Annotated in this window: 16 protein-coding genes and 1 other annotated feature; of the genes, 4 read left to right on the forward strand and 12 right to left on the reverse strand. The window is 40.6% G+C overall.

The window, feature by feature from the left end; translation table 11 throughout:
• Nucleotides 1–21: 21 nt before the first annotated feature.
• Together bsdcttw_RS21660 and bsdcttw_RS21665 are read right to left on the reverse strand one after the other, a co-directional pair.
• A complete protein-coding gene (locus bsdcttw_RS21660; protein ID WP_185256865.1) occupies nucleotides 22–1,401 on the reverse strand; it encodes a glycine--tRNA ligase in 1,380 nt (459 codons plus the stop codon).
• Nucleotides 1,402–1,570: 169 nt separating this feature from the next.
• Nucleotides 1,571–1,847, reverse strand: a binding site (T-box leader).
• A gap of 121 nt (nucleotides 1,848–1,968) precedes the next feature.
• The gene (locus tag bsdcttw_RS21665; protein WP_185256866.1) at nucleotides 1,969–2,493 is read right to left on the reverse strand and encodes a MarR family transcriptional regulator; all 525 of its coding nucleotides are present in this window, start codon (nucleotides 2,491–2,493) and stop codon (nucleotides 1,969–1,971) included.
• Nucleotides 2,494–2,626: 133 nt separating this feature from the next.
• Here bsdcttw_RS21665 and bsdcttw_RS21670 point away from each other — a divergent pair, with 133 nt between their 5' ends.
• Nucleotides 2,627–2,794, forward strand: coding sequence for a hypothetical protein (locus tag bsdcttw_RS21670; RefSeq protein ID WP_185256867.1), 168 nt, complete (start codon nucleotides 2,627–2,629; stop codon nucleotides 2,792–2,794).
• Between the two features lie 15 nt (nucleotides 2,795–2,809).
• Here bsdcttw_RS21670 and bsdcttw_RS21675 read toward each other — a convergent pair whose 3' ends face one another.
• Nucleotides 2,810–3,880: a hypothetical protein gene (locus bsdcttw_RS21675; RefSeq protein WP_207726450.1), complete on the reverse strand. Its 1,071-nt coding sequence runs from the start codon at nucleotides 3,878–3,880 to the stop codon at nucleotides 2,810–2,812.
• A 242-nt stretch (nucleotides 3,881–4,122) separates the two neighbouring features.
• On the opposite strand from bsdcttw_RS21675, the gene bsdcttw_RS21685 reads away from it, so the two are divergent.
• The 3 genes from bsdcttw_RS21685 (at nucleotide 4,123) to ymfI (ending at nucleotide 6,767) form a co-directional block, all read left to right on the forward strand.
• Nucleotides 4,123–4,809: a helix-turn-helix domain-containing protein gene (locus tag bsdcttw_RS21685; protein WP_185256365.1), complete on the forward strand. Its 687-nt coding sequence runs from the start codon at nucleotides 4,123–4,125 to the stop codon at nucleotides 4,807–4,809.
• A gap of 32 nt (nucleotides 4,810–4,841) precedes the next feature.
• Nucleotides 4,842–5,714: an IS3 family transposase gene (locus bsdcttw_RS21690; RefSeq protein WP_230989144.1), complete on the forward strand. Its 873-nt coding sequence runs from the start codon at nucleotides 4,842–4,844 to the stop codon at nucleotides 5,712–5,714.
• Between the two features lie 321 nt (nucleotides 5,715–6,035).
• Nucleotides 6,036–6,767: an elongation factor P 5-aminopentanone reductase gene (gene ymfI / locus bsdcttw_RS21695; protein ID WP_185256870.1), complete on the forward strand. Its 732-nt coding sequence runs from the start codon at nucleotides 6,036–6,038 to the stop codon at nucleotides 6,765–6,767.
• Nucleotides 6,768–6,841: 74 nt separating this feature from the next.
• Here the strand turns inward: ymfI and ptsP are convergent, their stop codons facing one another.
• From ptsP to lysS, 9 genes are all read right to left on the reverse strand, one after another.
• The gene (gene ptsP / locus bsdcttw_RS21700) at nucleotides 6,842–8,479 is read right to left on the reverse strand and encodes a phosphoenolpyruvate--protein phosphotransferase (RefSeq protein ID WP_185256871.1); all 1,638 of its coding nucleotides are present in this window, start codon (nucleotides 8,477–8,479) and stop codon (nucleotides 6,842–6,844) included.
• Between the two features lie 50 nt (nucleotides 8,480–8,529).
• The gene (locus tag bsdcttw_RS21705; protein WP_185256872.1) at nucleotides 8,530–8,787 is read right to left on the reverse strand and encodes an HPr family phosphocarrier protein; all 258 of its coding nucleotides are present in this window, start codon (nucleotides 8,785–8,787) and stop codon (nucleotides 8,530–8,532) included.
• A 34-nt stretch (nucleotides 8,788–8,821) separates the two neighbouring features.
• Nucleotides 8,822–10,747 carry a PTS fructose transporter subunit IIABC gene (locus bsdcttw_RS21710; RefSeq protein WP_185256873.1) on the reverse strand — a complete coding sequence of 642 codons (1,926 nt, stop codon included), beginning with the start codon at nucleotides 10,745–10,747 and terminating at the stop codon, nucleotides 8,822–8,824.
• 42 nt (nucleotides 10,748–10,789) lie between these two features.
• Nucleotides 10,790–11,689, reverse strand: a complete 900-nt coding sequence (pfkB, locus tag bsdcttw_RS21715; protein WP_185256874.1) for a 1-phosphofructokinase — start codon at nucleotides 11,687–11,689, stop codon at nucleotides 10,790–10,792.
• A 239-nt stretch (nucleotides 11,690–11,928) separates the two neighbouring features.
• Entirely contained in the window at nucleotides 11,929–12,681 is a 753-nt protein-coding gene (locus tag bsdcttw_RS21720; protein ID WP_185256875.1) for a DeoR/GlpR family DNA-binding transcription regulator, read from the reverse strand.
• A 56-nt stretch (nucleotides 12,682–12,737) separates the two neighbouring features.
• Entirely contained in the window at nucleotides 12,738–13,340 is a 603-nt protein-coding gene (locus bsdcttw_RS21725) for a GNAT family N-acetyltransferase (RefSeq protein ID WP_185256876.1), read from the reverse strand.
• A 39-nt stretch (nucleotides 13,341–13,379) separates the two neighbouring features.
• The gene (locus bsdcttw_RS21730; RefSeq protein WP_330602323.1) at nucleotides 13,380–14,177 is read right to left on the reverse strand and encodes a class I SAM-dependent methyltransferase; all 798 of its coding nucleotides are present in this window, start codon (nucleotides 14,175–14,177) and stop codon (nucleotides 13,380–13,382) included.
• Nucleotides 14,178–14,333: 156 nt separating this feature from the next.
• A complete protein-coding gene (locus bsdcttw_RS21735; protein ID WP_185256877.1) occupies nucleotides 14,334–14,483 on the reverse strand; it encodes a hypothetical protein in 150 nt (49 codons plus the stop codon).
• Nucleotides 14,484–14,647: 164 nt separating this feature from the next.
• Nucleotides 14,648–16,129, reverse strand: a complete 1,482-nt coding sequence (gene lysS, locus bsdcttw_RS21740; protein ID WP_185259917.1) for a lysine--tRNA ligase — start codon at nucleotides 16,127–16,129, stop codon at nucleotides 14,648–14,650.
• Between the last annotated feature and the right edge of the window lie 437 nt (nucleotides 16,130–16,566).

The raw sequence follows: 16,566 nt of genomic DNA on the forward strand, positions 1-16,566 counted from the left end.
TGGCGGTTTAGCTTTGCCGTCCTAGCTCATATGAATAGTAAATTTGTCACTAAAATAATGCTCCAGTTCTAAAACGGGCAGTTTGACCTGTTCCATTGTGTCCCTCTGCCTTATTGTTACTGTCCCATTTTCCAATGTATCATCATCAATAGTTACCGCATAGGGTGTTCCGATTACATCTCCTCTCCGGTATCGTTTCCCGATGGTTCCGGCATCATCATAAGAAACCATATATTTTCTTTTTAAACAATTATATAATTCAAGGGCTTTCTCACCATGACGTTTTTTTATGAGGGGAAGTATATTAATCTTAATCGGTGCCAGAAAAGCCGGCAGCTTTAACACCTGCCTTGTATCCCCTTTCTCAAGCTCTTCCTCTTCCAATGTTTCAAACAATAAGGCAAGGACAATTCTATCCAGTCCATAGGTGGATTCTATAATAAACGGAATATATCTTTCCTTGGTTTCTTCATCAAAGTACTCTAAAACTTTTCCGGAGTACTCCTCATGCCTTTTAAGGTCAAAATCCGTCCGGTTATGAGTTCCGTTTATTTCACCCCAGCCAAAAGGAAAGAGAGATTCAATATCGCAAGCCGCCTTGGCATAGTGTGCAAGCTTTTCATGGTCATGATGCCTTAAATGTTCTCTCTGAATGCCTAAGAATTCAAAGAAGCCAATACCATAGTCTTTAAAATACTCGTATAAGCCTTCATCCTCTCCCTTTTTGCAAAAAGTCTGATACTCCATCTGTTCAAACTCGATGGTCCGGAAGGTAAAATTCCCAGGTGTAATTTCATTTCGGAAAGCCTTTCCGATCTGTCCGATACCAAAGGGCAGTCTGGTACGCATGGAACGCAGTACATTCAGAAAATTCACATATTCTCCCTGAGCATTTTCAGGTCTGAGATATATCGTAGAGGCACTTTCTTTTGTAACACCTCTGTTGGTAGCAAACATAAGATTAAATTGCCTGATGTCCGTAAAGTCCGACTTACCGCATTTAGGACAGGGAATCTGCTTTTCTCTTATATAATGAATCATTTCCTCCTGCGTCATGGAATCGGCATTTACTTCCGTGGTAAATTCATTGATAAGATTATCTGCCCTATGTCTGGTCTTGCAGCTCTTGCAATCCAGCAGCGGATCTGAAAAACCTGCCAGATGACCGCTTGCTTCCCATACCGTAGGGTTCATGAGGATATCCGAATCCAATTCATAGCTGTTATCTCTGTTCTGAATAAAGTAATAACGCCAGGCATCCTTTATATTATTCTTAAGTCTTGTTCCGTAAGGACCATAGTCCCAGGTATTAGCGAGACCTCCGTAAATCTCGCTGCCTTTAAAAATAAATCCATACTGATTACAAAAAGCTGATAAATCTTCCATAGTTAAATTCTTCATAGTGTCTCCTTTCAAATGTGTTTCAAGATTGGCCCAGTATTTTACAGGTTTAATCTTATGTGTGAATTATAAATTTGCTATTCACACTATCAGCAACTCAAATTTTACGAAACCGGAAGCTGCAAACCCTTGAATTTTGGATAAAAAAAGCCCTAAGCAATCATTGATTGCTTAGGGCGAATGTAATCTATCCGCGGTACCACCTAAATTCAGGATAACCTGCACTTATTGACAGCACGAGTAGTATATACTTTATGCTGCTTTCCATGATAACGGTGGAAGTTTCCGTTGGTCTCTACTTAGGATTCCTGTTCAAGCCACAGCTTAAAGGTGCCTTCCCTGTACTTTCCTTAAAGATTCGCACCTGTGAACTCGTTTTCTGAATTCATCTCCATCTTCTCTCTGGAAGCAAAGTAACAGTTACTATTCCCTGTCATAGCCTTTTCGTATTGCGATTATATTAGCATATTCCATTGGTTAAAGCAAGAAATAATTGGTCTCAGATTATTAATTTGAATCTAGATTTTTTATAGTCTGCTTCCGTATATTCAGAAAAGAAACCGTCCACTAATTGCCGGAGGGTGCACCAGTCCAGGTCAGGCCCTGAAAATCCTTTAGAAATCGTACCAGAAATTGCAGTTCCTGAGTATTATACCGCTTTAAGAATTCATAGAATTCACCATCAAATTTTTGGTGCAGGGACCTATGCAGTTCATATAATTCCTTTCCGGAGGAAGTAAGATAAAACACTGCTTCTTTTTTATTGTCCGGCAAAGGAACTTTTACAATTAATTCTGACGAAAGAAGTTTTCTGATATTTTTTGAAACAGTGCCTTTGGGAATATCCGTTTTCTTTGTAATCGTAATACTGTTAACCGGCTGAAACCGCCCGATTGCATCTAAGATATGAAGGGTTATCATCGATAACTCTTTTGCAGTCTTTGATAATAAAGTATTTGAACAGTTCAAAAGCATCCATTGCTTTTCCGCATCCATATCCGACTGATGCCTGGTTACAGCGTCATAAAGGAGCTGTTCAATCTCTTTCATGAGATTTTCTAATTTCGTATCATTGTCTGTAATGTTTTTCATGGTTTACTCTCCTGCCCCAAGATCTTTGCTTTTAGTATACCAGATTTTTGTTTCAAGGAAACTATTGACGCTTATTATTTATCATGATATTATAGTTTCCAGGAAACAATAATACATATGAAAGGAAGATTATATGAACGATAAAGTCAACCCCAATTGCCCCTGCCCTAAAACAAAATGCAAATACCACGGACACTGCATGGAATGCAGGAAGCAGCACAATGGCAAACCCTTCTGTTCCTCAACAGGGCTTAAGAAAAGGATAGCCGACTTACTATTTAACAGCTCAAAGACGAAGTAGAACATAGCACATTGCCTATTTTTTATTATTTTTATCCTTAACACAGTCTTCCGGATTAAGCTTAATCAACTTCCATTCACCGTCTCCTTCCCTTTGATACTGGGCAATTTCAATGTCTGTACCATTGGTGAGCTGGTAAAATACTATAAGATAATCCTTTCCGTCCTTGCCGTGAAAGGAGATGTTTTTTATGTAGCCTTCCTGTTTTATGGGGTACATCTTATCTATCATATCGCACCAGTCCCCATATTTTACTTTTACGTAAATTTCTCCATCGTAAGCCCAGCCGTGATAAGGTGCACATAAATAATCCTCACCATGAAATTCCAGATTGGAGATTTTATATAGGCCATCTTCTTTCTGAAGGTCTATAAATCCATAATAATACGCGAAGACCCCTTGGCTTTTCTCCGTTCCCTCTATGGTTTCCAGCTCTACAAAATAACGCAGTGTGTCGTCTTTCCTGTCATAAACCGGTACACTGTGATACTTCAACAAGCTGGTATGCAGGATGTTTTTAAAGGTCTTAAGATACTTCTTGTAAGATAATCTATCCTGATAAGCTTTGGTAAGAAAGTTATAAGCTATCGGATAGGGTATCTGGCTCTCTCCAAGGGTTCCGCAGCCCGCAGCTTTTCCTTTCTCCAGATATGCCGCCTCACGCAGGATACTGAAATAATTCAAAATAGTATCCTCCGGGCTTTGAAAAAAGGAGGCCGGAAGTTCAACCTTCGATGGTTTTTCTGAATAATATTGTTCTATCTGTTGATAATGATAGCGATTATTCAGCGCCGGCAGCTTTGAGGGCCTGAAATACGTCTCGGTATCCACCTCTTCCTTAGCTTCCTCCCCTGCTTTTCTCACAATATCGGTACTCCAGCTATCCACCGCATCTGCACTCCCGGTATCTTTAACGCTCTCATCCGTAATCGTAAGGGAATCCGCTGTCCTGTCCGCCGTATAAAAGGCTCCTCCCATAACCAATTCCGGAATCCTCCTATCACTCCGTGATATTCCTATAAACCCAAAGCATACAATAAGCACCGCAATTGTAAATAACGGTATCATTAATATTAACTTTTTCAAGATTCCTTCCGCTGGTCTTCTCATCAAAACAACCATGTTCTTTCCAATACACTTTATGTTTCATGTTAAGGATTCCCTATACACAAAACAGTATATCTTCTTTCTTCAACATATGATATCCCTCGCACTTTCATGCAATGATATAATCCATGCTATAAGTATCAAAAGCTTTTCTTTTGATATGCTCCCCTTATGGTAGACAGTTAAAATAATAAAACTGTTATCATAGGAGGAGCATTTTCATGTCTAGGGAAAAATTCAGTAAAGAATTAAAACTTGAAGCAATAAAGGAGTATGTTTCAGGAGGAATATCATTATATAAGCTTGCCCAAAAGTATGGTTCAGGTTTTAAGACTGTTCAGAGATGGTATGATAATTATCAGAAGTTTGGAGAAGAAGCTTTTGAAGGAACTCATCACAGTCCGAATTATTCTGCAGACTTTAAGAAGCAGGTGGTTAATGAATATTTAGCAGGCGGCACATCTTATAAAGAGGTGGCATTGAAATACGGAATTTATGCACCAACTACTGTACTTAAATGGGTTAAGCAGTATAATAATCATGTAGAACTTACCGATTCTCGATTAGAAGGAGTGTTTCACATGGTTAATGGCAATGGCCGCAAAACAACACTGGAAGAAAAAACTAAAATCGTAGAGGATTGCACTCAGAATCAATATAATTATGCAGAGACTGCTAAGAAATATGATGTTTCTTATCAACAGGTTTATTCCTGGGTACATCGCTATAAGGAAAAGGGATTAAGTGGCTTAGCTGACCGACGAGGAAAAAAGAAGCCAGAAGAAGAAATGACGGAACTTGATAAACTGCGACTAGAGAACCGAATGCTGAAGGCTCAAGCGATAAATCAGCAGATGGAGATAGATTTCTTAAAAAAACTCGAAGAAGTCGAGAGGAGGCGATTTTAGAAAAAAAACAGCACATAGCAACTTATTATGCAATCCAAGAACTCTTGGCAGAAGGAAAAGGATATTCTCTTTCTTCACTATGTCAGTTAGGGAAAATAAGCCGTTCTGCTTATTATAAATGGTTGAACCACGAAGATAACCCAAATGATAAGCTAAACAAAGAGCTGGCAGAACGCATTGAGGCAATTCATGACAAACATCCCGATATGGGTTATCGCAGAATCCGTGATTCACTTGAGCATGATGATAATATCAATGTCAATGATAAAAGAGTACTTCGTATATGCAGGAAGAAAAAGATCCGATCAAACTTAAAATATCGGAACAATGGTTGCACAAAATCAGCGGCTGATCCTGCTTATACGGCTGAAAATATCCTGAACCGTGAATTTAACGCTGGCAGCTCCAATGAAAAATGGGTAACTGATGTCACTGAATTTAAGTATGGGACAAGCATTGATCACATACGTAAACTATATTTAAGTGTAATACTTGATCTTTGCGACCGTCGTCCTGTTGCCTATATTATTAATGATCATAATGATAATAAACTTGTATTTGACACGTTTGACGATGCTCTCGTTGCTAATCCCGGAGCACATCCTCTGCTTCATAGCGATCGTGGGTATCAGTATACCTCTAAAGTATTTCATCAAAAGCTGGTCGATGCTGGCATGACACAAAGTATGTCCCGTGTCGCACACTGTATAGATAATGGTCCAATGGAAGGATTCTGGGGAATCCTCAAACGAGAGATGTATTACGGTAAGAAATTCCATACCAGAGAAGCACTTGTTAATGCAATCACTGAATATATGGATTATTACACAAATAAACGACCTCAAAGAAAGTTAGGGGTATTAACGCCAATGGAATATCACCAAAAACTATTATTAGCTGCATGAAAAATGCTGCCCTTTCATTGGGCAGCATATCAAAAAAATTTTTTGTTTTTTCAATTGTCTACTTGACGGGAAGCACACCATTTAATACGTTCACAGGCAATTTATACAAAGCAGAAAGAACTCCTGAGCCTTGGAACCAGCGAAGGAGTCTTTCTGCTTTGTATAAATTGCCGTCCCATTGTGAAAGACTAACCTTTTAAACATACGATAAAGCGACGCCATTGCATTCCATGAATTTTTCCGATATAATGCAAGGGAGTAGTACAACAGATATAAATCATCTGTTGTACCGGATTAAAACTAACTGTTCCGGGAGGGTTTATGAATTCCAAAACTGTATTGATAACCGGTGCCTCCAGAGGTATCGGAAAAGCTATTGCCTTACGCTTTGCAAAGGAAGGCTTTCGTATTGCCATCACCTGTAAAAACAGCAAAAGCGAACTGCTCCGCACAAAAGCAGAAATCGAAAGCATGGGTTCCCCCTGCTTGGCTTACGTTGGTGATATGGGCAGCTATCCTGCAGTGAAGGAACTCTTTTCGTTAATCACTAAGACTTTTGGCTCGGTGCACATATTAGTGAACAATGCCGGCATCTCCCATATAGGCTTATTTACAGAAACAGATCCCACTGTCTGGAATACTATTATCAACTCCAATTTAACTTCGGTCTATAACTGCTGCCATCAGACCGTACCGGATATGGTAAGAGCCAAGTCAGGCAAAATCATTAATATTTCCTCCGTCTGGGGCGTCTGCGGTGCATCCTGTGAAGTAGCCTATTCCGCTTCCAAGGGCGGCATGAATGCCTTTACCAAAGCGCTTGCAAAGGAACTTGCACCAAGTAATATACAGGTAAATGCCATAGCCTGCGGTGCAATAGATACCTCTATGAATTCTTTTCTTTCAAAAGCAGACAAAGAGTCTCTGACAGAAGAAATACCTGCAAACCGGCTGGGAAAGGCTGAAGAAGTGGCGGAACTTACCTGGCAGTTAGCCGCCGGAAATGATTATCTGAACGGACAAGTGATTGCACTGGATGGAGCATGGATCTAATAAACTATCAAAAAGAGGGTCCAATTATCACTAAAACTTTGTGATAATATGAACCCTCTTAATCATTAATTCCATTATAGTTTACTTACATCCGTCTCTCTTATAATTTTTCGCAAAGGCAGAATGTATCCGGGAGATACAGACAACTCATCCACTCCCATTTTAAGAAATGTGCTAGTAAGTTCTGCATCTGCTCCCAGTTCGCCACAGATTCCTACCCATATCCCCGCTTTATGAGCATTCTCAATTACCATCTGAATCATCCTGAGCACGGCAGGATGGTGGGCATCATAGAACTCATCCAATTGCGGATTCTGTCTGTCAATTGCCAAAGTATACTGAGTAAGATCATTGGTGCCAATACTAAAGAAATCCACCTCTTTTGCCAGTTCTTCACTCACCATAACAGCTGCAGGAGTTTCAATCATAATCCCCTGTTCCACCAGTCCATAAGCGATACCCTGCTCATTTAGTTCTTCCTCTACCTGCTTTGTTATCTCACGAATCCTTCGTACTTCCTCGACGGAAATAATCATAGGATACATTATGGCAATATTTCCAAAAGCGCTTGCGCGGAACAGAGCACGCAGCTGTGTTTTAAAGATTTCCGGTCTGGTAAGACATATACGGATAGCTCGGCAGCCCATAGCTGGATTTTCTTCCTTATCTAACTTAAAATAATCTGCCTGTTTATCTGCACCAATATCCAATGTGCGGATAATGACCTTCTTGCCTGCCATTGTCTGCGCTACAGTCTTGTAGATGGTAAACTGCTCTTCCTCCGTAGGATATTCCTTTTTCTCCAGATATATAAATTCACTGCGGAACAGCCCAATTCCCGCGGCATCATTTTGCAGCACCATCGCCAAATCCTTACTGTTGCCTATGTTGGCATAGAGTTTAATCTCCTTACCGTCAAGGGTTATATTTGCCTTGCCGCGCAAGTCTTTCAAAAGTCTTTTTTTCTCATCTTCCGCATTCATTCTCTTTTGCAATTCAATGCTCAGAGATTCCTCCGGATCCAGGTGGAAACTGCCCGAAAAGCCATCTACAATACCGATCTTTCCATCCATCTGGCCCATTACTTCCTCTGATAATTCAACACCAATCAAGGCGGGGATATTCATTGTTCTGGCTAATATGGCCGTATGTGAGTTGACAGAGCCTTTGACAGTAACAAAAGCAAGAACTTTTTCCTTATCGAGCTGCACGGTCTCACTGGGAACCAAATCCTCCGCCACAAGAATTGAGGGTCCTTCCAGTGAAAAACAACCATTCTCATTCCCGGTAAGATTGCCTAACAGCCGTTCAGATACATCCTTAACATCTGCAGCTCTTCCACGCATGTAGTCATCGTCCATATTCGAGAACATCTGTGCAAAATTGTCTCCCGTAGCTGCTACGGCATATTCTGCATTTACCTCCTGGCTTATGATAATACTCTCGATGGATTCGTTATAATCCATATCTTCCAGCATCATCTGGTGTATTTCAAATATAGCCGCTTCTGATTCTCCGATTTTCTTCAACGCTACTTCGTAAAGTCCTTTCAACTGTTCAATTACTTTATCCCTGGATTCTCTGAAACGGCGTATTTCCGCATCGCAATCAGTAATTTTACTTCTTTTTACCTGCTGTTCCTGCTTTTTATAAATAAGTATTCTGCCAATAGCAATACCGCCAAATACACTTTTTCCATGAAATGTCTGCATTTATTTTCCCCTTTCCAGACTTTATTTCATTCAACAGAAGATAACCTAACTTACAATTTATTCTGAAAGAAACTCTCCAATGCAACAACGGCTTCTGCCTCATCCTCACCTTCAGCTGTTATCAGTATTTCCTGTCCCTGTTTTACACCAAGTCCCATAACCGCGAAAATTCTTCTGGCATCCGCACTTTTCCCATTCATGTTAATAGTAACAACGGATTTATATTCCTTTAATAATTTTACCAATTCTCCGGCAGGTCTTGCATGAATACCTTCCGGATCCGCAATGATATGATTAAATTCTTTCATCTATATTTTCTCCTTTTAATGTTGTTTCCGTAATTTAATCAGTTATCCTTTTCTTTAATAGCCCCAGCATACCGGCTGCCACAAGTGTGCCAAGAACTAATGCCATCAGATACAGAAAGGGATGTCCAACTACAGGAAATACAAAGATTCCCCCATGAGGTGCCATAAGAGTCGAGCCAAATCCCATTGAGAGAGCTCCGGCAAATGCTGAACCAAGTATGCAGGAGGGCAATACTTTTAAGGGATCAGCAGCAGCAAAGGGAATCGCTCCTTCTGTTATAAAAGCCAATCCCATAATAAAGTTGGCAGGAGCAGTTTCTCTCTCTGCTTTGGTAAATTTACTTCGGAATATCAGCGATGCCAAAGCAATGGCACAAGGCGGTACCATACCACCAATCATAACAGCCGCCATTATATCATAATTGCCTGCTACGATAGATGCTGTTCCAAATACATAAGCCGCCTTATTAAAAGGTCCACCCATATCAATAGCCATCATACCAGCCACAATAGCTCCAAGCAGAATCTTACTGCTTGTCCCCATACCCGTCAGGGCATTATTTAAGGCGGTATTAAGGAAACCAATAGGCGGTTCCACTACAAAGGTCATAATTAAACCGATTAAGAGAATACCGATAAGCGGATAAAGTAAAACCGGCGCCAGCTTTTCTATGGTTTCCGGCAGCTTGTCAAAAAGCTTGCGTAAAAGTACTATAATATAACCTGCCAAAAACCCGGCCACCAAAGCACCTAGAAATCCGGACTTACCGTGTGCTGCAATATACCCGCCAATAATACCTACAGCAAGACCTGGCCTGTCTCCAATACTCATGGCAATATAGCCTGCCAGTATCGGCAGCATAAAACCAAAGGCGGCTCCGCCGATGGACTTAAACAACGCAGCAGCAGGTGTTATAGATCCAAAATTTGCTCTGACTTCACCGGATACTGTTGTCATATCAATGGACATGGAATCAATCAAAAAAGCAATAGCAATCAATATACCACCGCCAACTACAAAGGGGAGCATATGGGATACACCGTTCATAAGATGCTTATAGATTTGATGTGTCAATGAATTTCCTCCAGATGAAGTCCTTGCTTCCTGTGAGCCTTTATTATCAGCGTGATATACAGGGACGTCCCCCTTCATAGCACGCTTTATCAGTTGATCCGCTTTACTGATACCATCAGACACCTGGCATTCAATGACTTTATGTCCGTCAAAACGCTCCATGGGTACCTTGGCATCTGCTGCTACAATAATGCAGTCTGCTTTTGCAATCTCTGCTTCTGTCAGAACATTTTTAGCCCCGCCTGAGCCTCTGGTCTCCACCTTGATAAAGCACTGATTAGCCCTGGCTGCCTTTTCTAACCCTTCTGCAGCCATATAGGTATGAGCAATTCCCGTAGGACAGGAGGTAACAGCTAGAATATTAAAGGTATAACTTTTACTGTCACTAGTATCCTTCAGCTCCTGTGGGACTTCATTACTAGCAGGAGCCTCCTCATCTGCATCATCAATTACCTGTAAAAATTCTTCTGTTGATTCCGCCTTCTTTAGTCTCTCTACAAATTCCTCATTCATCAGCAGTACCGATAACTTACTCAGTACATCCAGATGTACATTATCACTGGAATTAGGTGCCGCTATAAGAAACAGCAGATGTACCGGTTCTCCATCCAGGGAATCAAAATCCACACCCTCAGGGATAACCATAGCCGCCAGTCCCGGGGTTTTCACTCCCTGGCATTTACCATGGGGAATGGCAATACCTTCTCCGATTCCGGTGGTGCCTTCTTTTTCACGTTCAAATACCTGTTTGATATACTGCTCTCTGTCACTTATTTTTCCGCTTTTCACCATCAATGTGACTGCCTGTTCCAGCGCTTCCGTCTTATCAGCTGGCATTGCTTTCAGTGCTATGCTCTCTTTGCTTAATAACTCTGAGATTCTCATTCTTTACCTCCTGTGCATCTTTACGTCCGAATCAAAAACAACTTATATCTGATTTAACAATTCATCGACTTGCTCCCTGGTTGCAAACAACTCTGAAAATGCACTGGCGCTTCCTGCTGCAACACCCATACGAAAAGCCTTCCCATAGTCTCCTGACTCCAGCCATCCTGCCAGAAAACCTGCCACCATAGAATCTCCTGCTCCTACTGCATTGACTAACCTGCCCTTTGGTGCCGGGCTTTCAAAAACCTCACCTTTCTCCGAAATCAGGATGGCACCATTCCCTGCCAGCGATACCAGCACATTTCGTGCCCCTCGTTCTTGCAATTTCCGTGCATAAGGAATGACCTCACTTCGTTTATTTAAGGTTACACCAAACATTTCACCCAGTTCATGATTATTCGGCTTGATAAGAAAAGGTCTGTTCTCCAGAACATTCAGAAGCAGATCTTTAGTAGCATCTACTACAATCAGAATATTTTTATCTGATAGCCTTACCATGATGTCCTTATAAATAGAATCGGGAATACTTTCGGGAATGCTTCCGCCAAGTACCAGAATATCTTCCGGTTGCAGTTTATCAAGGCGATGCAGAAGCATTTGAAGGTTCTCTGAGTCAATCTCCGGCCCCAGACCATTAATTTCAGTCCCATCATAAGATTTTAATTTTATGTTAATACGGCTTGTACCTTTGATAGGTATTAATTCCGTATGATAACCTGTTTCCACTAACCTGCGGCGGATTTCTTCACCTGTAAAACCTGCTATAAAGCCCAGCATAGTACTGTCAAAGCCTAAATTCCTAAGAACTATAGATACATTGATGCCCTTCCCGCCTGCCAAAATCGTCTCCTCTGTGGTGCGATTCGTTTTCCCCAACTGAAAGTCATCTACTGACACGATATAATCCAAAGCTGGATTAAAGGTAATTGTATAAATCATTATTCACCTCCTGAAGTATTATTACCGATTTTGATTGATTATGACTGATTTTATTGATAAAGCTATTATAAATTCAATTTAGACCCTTTTCAATAGGCGTTATTCCTAGTGTTTTCATCATAAACTTGTGCATATCCAACAAATTTCAGTCAAAAACGGTCATAATACATCATTTTATATCGGCCATGGGCAATTTTACGAGAGGCAGAAGAATATTATATCTTTCTTGTAGAGGTGAATTACTGTTTATCCAATATAATAAGATTTTCCAGGTTCTTGTACTCTTGAATATCAACCCTGTCCGTAATAATTGCTGCTCGTCGAAGATCTCCAAAGGTAACAGTGCTAATCTGACCGAATTTGGAATGATCACATAGAACGTATGCCCGGCGGGTCTGTTCCATTGCAATTTGCTTTATCATAGCTTCATTATTATCCGGAGTAGAAAAACCGCTGGTATGGTTCACCCCATTGGTACCCCAAAACCCAACGGTAAAATGATAGCGTTGCAAATGCAGCAGCGCCTCACTTCCCACTACTGCCTCCGTTGATGACTTCAGCTCTCCCCCAATTAAAATCACATGAAAACCAGCCGCTGCCAGGCGTTGTGCATGGATAACTCCATTTGTAACAAAGGTAGCCTCTTTGGTCTGTATAAAATCTATCATATATCCGGTAGTAGTACCTGCATCCAAATACACAAAATCATCCTGTCTTATCAGGTTGGCACTATACCTAGCTATCTTCAGCTTCTCCTCCTTGTTCAATTCCTTACGGTCAATTACTTCAATATCTCTGGTACGATAATGCGCATTTGCAGATATAGCACCCCCAAATACTTTCACCAACTTCCCGCTGTTATGAAGAGTCGTCAGATCCCTTCGAATAGTTGATTCGGATGTCCCCAGACTTTCCTTTAATTCCTGCAGTGTTACTGTTCCCTTTTCGTCCAATAGTCTCAAAATTTCCTCAAACCTTTTCTTTGTCAGCATGACAGCACCTCATTCTTAGTAAAATAGCAAATAATAGAATCTTAAAATTTATTTTATCATATACTGTCAGACTTCACAATTCCATGCTTTTGACTCAAATAGGATTTGTCATTATTCAAATATCTATTCGTTTTTGCTTCAAACAAGTATTCTCTTGCCTCAAAGTGCTTCGTGCCGTCCATACTGTCATATTCCCTGTCTCCGATATAATAAAATCCCACCTTCTCCATAACCTTGCCGGAATTGGGGTTCCCCTTTGCGTGATAGGCGTAGATATACCTTTGATTTAACTCTGTAATAGCAAACTTTAGGATTCTTCTGGCTGCTTCTGTGGTATATCCCTGATGCCAGCAGTCCTTCATAATATTATAGCCAAGCTCGTACATTCTTTTGTAATCTTTAAAGAATATCCCTCCGCAGCCAATTATCTTATGATCGGATTTTCTTTCAAAGCCCCATTCATAGACACCGTCTATATCAATATTAGCCTCTGCCGCTATCAGCCATTGTCTGGTGACTTCAACATTCTCATGGGTGCTCCAGCTCATGAATCTGGATACCTCAGGGTCACTTCCCCAGTTGTGGTATACCTCCTCTGCATCTGCTGCTCTTAAAGGTCTTAAAATGAGTCTGTCAGTTTCCAATACCGGTGTTCTCATATACCCTCCTTTCACCGCAATTCACAGCATATCCCTCTTCTACTCTTTTCTTAATATATCCAGACTATGATTCGTAGCACCAATTAAATCCTGCCTTTCACATATAGACAGGTGATACCTTATGTATTGTTCATAGAGGTCTTCCCCCATATTCTCTATGATATCCCTCATATAATTCGTTGCTCCATCCGTGGCAACTAAGTGGATTCTCTCTACATTAAGCCCTTTCGTAAAGCGGTTAATATCTTCTATTCGTACAATTTCAAACAGATCCTCCGGTTTTGATATACAATGAAAATCTTCTGTCAGCATATTTTTATTCATACATTCCTGTAAATGATTTTCAATAAAGCAATACTGAAGGATTGTTGCTTCATTCATACAATAAGCTACCATAATATACCCTTTAGGCTTTGTGACCCGAATAGCTTCTGTCAGTGCCCTTCTCTTCTCCTCTTCGGAATAGAGGTGGTACATCGGTCCAAGGACCAGGGTCATATCAAAGGTATCATCTTCAAAGGCAGACAAATCCAGTACATTCCCCTGTCTTGCGGTAATATGATACTCTTCTTTTATCTTTGACTTCAATATATTTAGGTTATGCTCCACCAGCTCAACAGAATCAACGGTATAACCCTCTTGCGCCAGTGCTATGGAATATCTGCCGGTTCCGGCTCCTGCTTCCAAAATCCTGCAGGAGACCTTCTCTCTCTCCGGTAGAAATTTGTGGATGTATTTCATCGTTGTGATATATTCAATCCTTCCATACCGCTTAAGCAGTCTTCCCTCCTCGTCATAATTATTATAATACTGTTCCGGATAATTCATTGTATCCATATGTGTCTCTCCCTTCCGATAGAACTTATAAAATACTCAATTTTGGCCTGTAAGTAATAGGATATATTTTCTATTACATACAAAAAGCCGGCATCTGTATATTATCTATACAAATACCGGCTTATAACGATAGAATTTGTTTTTTAAAGAAAGCTCCTAAGAACCTATCCCGGTATCTGTATATGGTTTTGCAGAAAAGCTCCAGCTTTTGCCGAAAGAAGGCATAAAAAAGTATCCGGCGTTATATTTATAACCCCAGCTCATGGCATATGTGGCTTCCATTGTGCTTAGCAATACTTTTATCATATTAACCTCCATGTGATGCGTTTTAGCGCATATCTAAATCAAAGTGAAAATTTCTCTTTGATTTTCACACTAACTCCATGCTTACCAATACGAGATATCTTAGATGCTTTTGTGCTATTATATGCTTTTTTCAGAAAATGTCAAATACTTTTTCGAATTGTACTTCAATTCTCGAATTTATCTTCTTCCAAAGGTCTCATAAGAGGGAAAAGTATCAGATCTCTTAAGTTTTCTTCTCCTGTTAATACCTGTAATATCCGGTCAACTCCCATTCCCCATCCGGAAATCGGCGGCATACCGTATTCCATGGCCGTAATATAATCTTTATCCATTACCATAGCTTCTTCATCCCCTTTACCATGGCTGGCCGCCTGCTCCAGCAAGCGGTTATACTGCTCTATTGGGTCAACCAGCTCCGAATATCCATTAATGACCTCTGCTCCGTTTATAATCAGTTGAAAACGGTCAGTAATATCCGGATTATCATCATTTGCTCTAGCCAAAGGTGAAAGTACGATTGGATGTTCCGTTAAAAAAACAGGGCCAACAAGCTTAGGTCTGCTTACCTTCTTATAAAGCTGATCAATTAAATTCCCTCTGCTAAGGCTGCTGACCTCTTCTGCTGTTTCCAGTCTAATATCCCTCTTTGTAATCTCTTTTAAGAGTTCTCCTGCCGTAGGATAGTTATCAATGTCGATACCACAATCCTTTTGAAGCAATTCCCGAAAAGTAATAACCGGCCACTCTCCATCAAAATGCAGGGTGCGGTCTCCCACCTCAATGGTCTTACTGCCGAACACGGCTTCTACCGCCTCCGCTAGCAATTCCTTCGTAAATTTCATGTTATCTTTGTAATTCGCATATGCCAGATAGCATTCCAGCATGGTGAAATCCTGTAGGTGAGTAGAATCAATTCCTTCGTTTCGGAAGCATCTGGCGAATTCAAATACCTTCGTAAATCCGCCTACTACCGCTCTCTTAAGGTATGTCTCCGGCGCAATACGGAGGTAAACATCTATATCCAATGCATTATGATGAGATATAAAAGGCTTCGCTAATGCACCAGAAGGCTTATTTATAAATACCGGTGTTTCGATTTCAGTATAGCCGCCTTCCTCTAAATAACGTCTGATTGCCTTTATAAAATTACTCTTTAACAGGAATTTCTCCCTGGTCTTCTCATTCATTATCAAATCCAGATAACGCTTTCTATAGCAGCTGTCCTTGTCATTTAGTCCATGAAACTTCTCCGGCAGAGGCTTTAAAGCCTTTCCTAAAAAAGTAAAACTGTCAGCTCGCAGTGTCTTCTCTCCCGCCTGTGTCGTAAAGATTTCACCTTTTACTCCTAAATAATCACCGATGTCCACCTGCTTTTTTAGAAACTCATAGGCATCTTCACCTAGGATATCCTTCTTAAATGCAATCTGGACTTTTCCCGCAACATCTCCGATTACTCCAAAGGAGAGCTTTCCCATCCTTCTTATTGACAGAAGTCTTCCCGCCAGACAGATATTACTGCTGCCATCCTTTAATGTACTCCCTTCCTTCGGTGTATGGGTGGTCTCAAAGCGTTCCGGATAAGGATTGGTTAATTCTCTTATCTGTACCAGCTTTTCTCTTCGTATAATTTCCTGCTCTGTTAACATAGTCTCCTCTTTTCTGGGTGTTTCCCTGATATTTTTATACATTCATAATGTTGTATTAATACATTTAGATCTTAGTTTCTATTTCATCATTATCTCTATAAATTTTTTTTCCCCACAAAAAAAGCCCCCTTCCTTGTTAATTCAAGGACGAGAGCTGCTGCTTCGTGTTACCACCCTGTTTCATTCCTATTTCGCAATAAGAACCTCTACAAGTACGAACGGCAAATTACAATATCTGCTGTTGATACTCTGACGCTGTAATGGGCGCTCCCATCGTAGCCTCAGGTATTAACCAGTCGGTACGCGGCTCCAAGTCTTTTTTTCTATTATGGTTTCTGCACCTCTTCTCAGCATTTTGAGGCTCTCTGTGGCATATGCCGTAATATACTTTTCTCTTCATAGCCTTTGTTTTTCTAATTTTTCAAATGGTAGCATAA

Origin of the sequence: Anaerocolumna chitinilytica, from assembly GCF_014218355.1 — a bacterium.
GTDB lineage: Bacteria > Bacillota > Clostridia > Lachnospirales > Lachnospiraceae > Anaerocolumna > Anaerocolumna chitinilytica.

Bases quoted from the DNA above. Each gene is read 5' to 3' on its own strand.
- bsdcttw_RS21660 (WP_185256865.1), bottom strand. From the start codon at position 1,401: ATGAAGAATTTAACTATGGAAGATTTATCAGCTTTTTGTAATCAGTAT.
- bsdcttw_RS21665 (WP_185256866.1), bottom strand. From the start codon at position 2,493: ATGAAAAACATTACAGACAATGATACGAAATTAGAAAATCTCATGAAA.
- bsdcttw_RS21670 (WP_185256867.1), top strand. From the start codon at position 2,627: ATGAACGATAAAGTCAACCCCAATTGCCCCTGCCCTAAAACAAAATGC.
- bsdcttw_RS21685 (WP_185256365.1), top strand. From the start codon at position 4,123: ATGTCTAGGGAAAAATTCAGTAAAGAATTAAAACTTGAAGCAATAAAG.
- ymfI (WP_185256870.1), top strand. From the start codon at position 6,036: ATGAATTCCAAAACTGTATTGATAACCGGTGCCTCCAGAGGTATCGGA.
- ptsP (WP_185256871.1), bottom strand. From the start codon at position 8,479: ATGCAGACATTTCATGGAAAAAGTGTATTTGGCGGTATTGCTATTGGC.
- bsdcttw_RS21705 (WP_185256872.1), bottom strand. From the start codon at position 8,787: ATGAAAGAATTTAATCATATCATTGCGGATCCGGAAGGTATTCATGCA.
- bsdcttw_RS21710 (WP_185256873.1), bottom strand. From the start codon at position 10,747: ATGAGAATCTCAGAGTTATTAAGCAAAGAGAGCATAGCACTGAAAGCA.
- pfkB (WP_185256874.1), bottom strand. From the start codon at position 11,689: ATGATTTATACAATTACCTTTAATCCAGCTTTGGATTATATCGTGTCA.
- bsdcttw_RS21720 (WP_185256875.1), bottom strand. From the start codon at position 12,681: ATGCTGACAAAGAAAAGGTTTGAGGAAATTTTGAGACTATTGGACGAA.
- bsdcttw_RS21725 (WP_185256876.1), bottom strand. From the start codon at position 13,340: ATGAGAACACCGGTATTGGAAACTGACAGACTCATTTTAAGACCTTTA.
- bsdcttw_RS21730 (WP_330602323.1), bottom strand. From the start codon at position 14,177: ATGGATACAATGAATTATCCGGAACAGTATTATAATAATTATGACGAG.
- bsdcttw_RS21735 (WP_185256877.1), bottom strand. From the start codon at position 14,483: ATGATAAAAGTATTGCTAAGCACAATGGAAGCCACATATGCCATGAGC.
- lysS (WP_185259917.1), bottom strand. From the start codon at position 16,129: ATGTTAACAGAGCAGGAAATTATACGAAGAGAAAAGCTGGTACAGATA.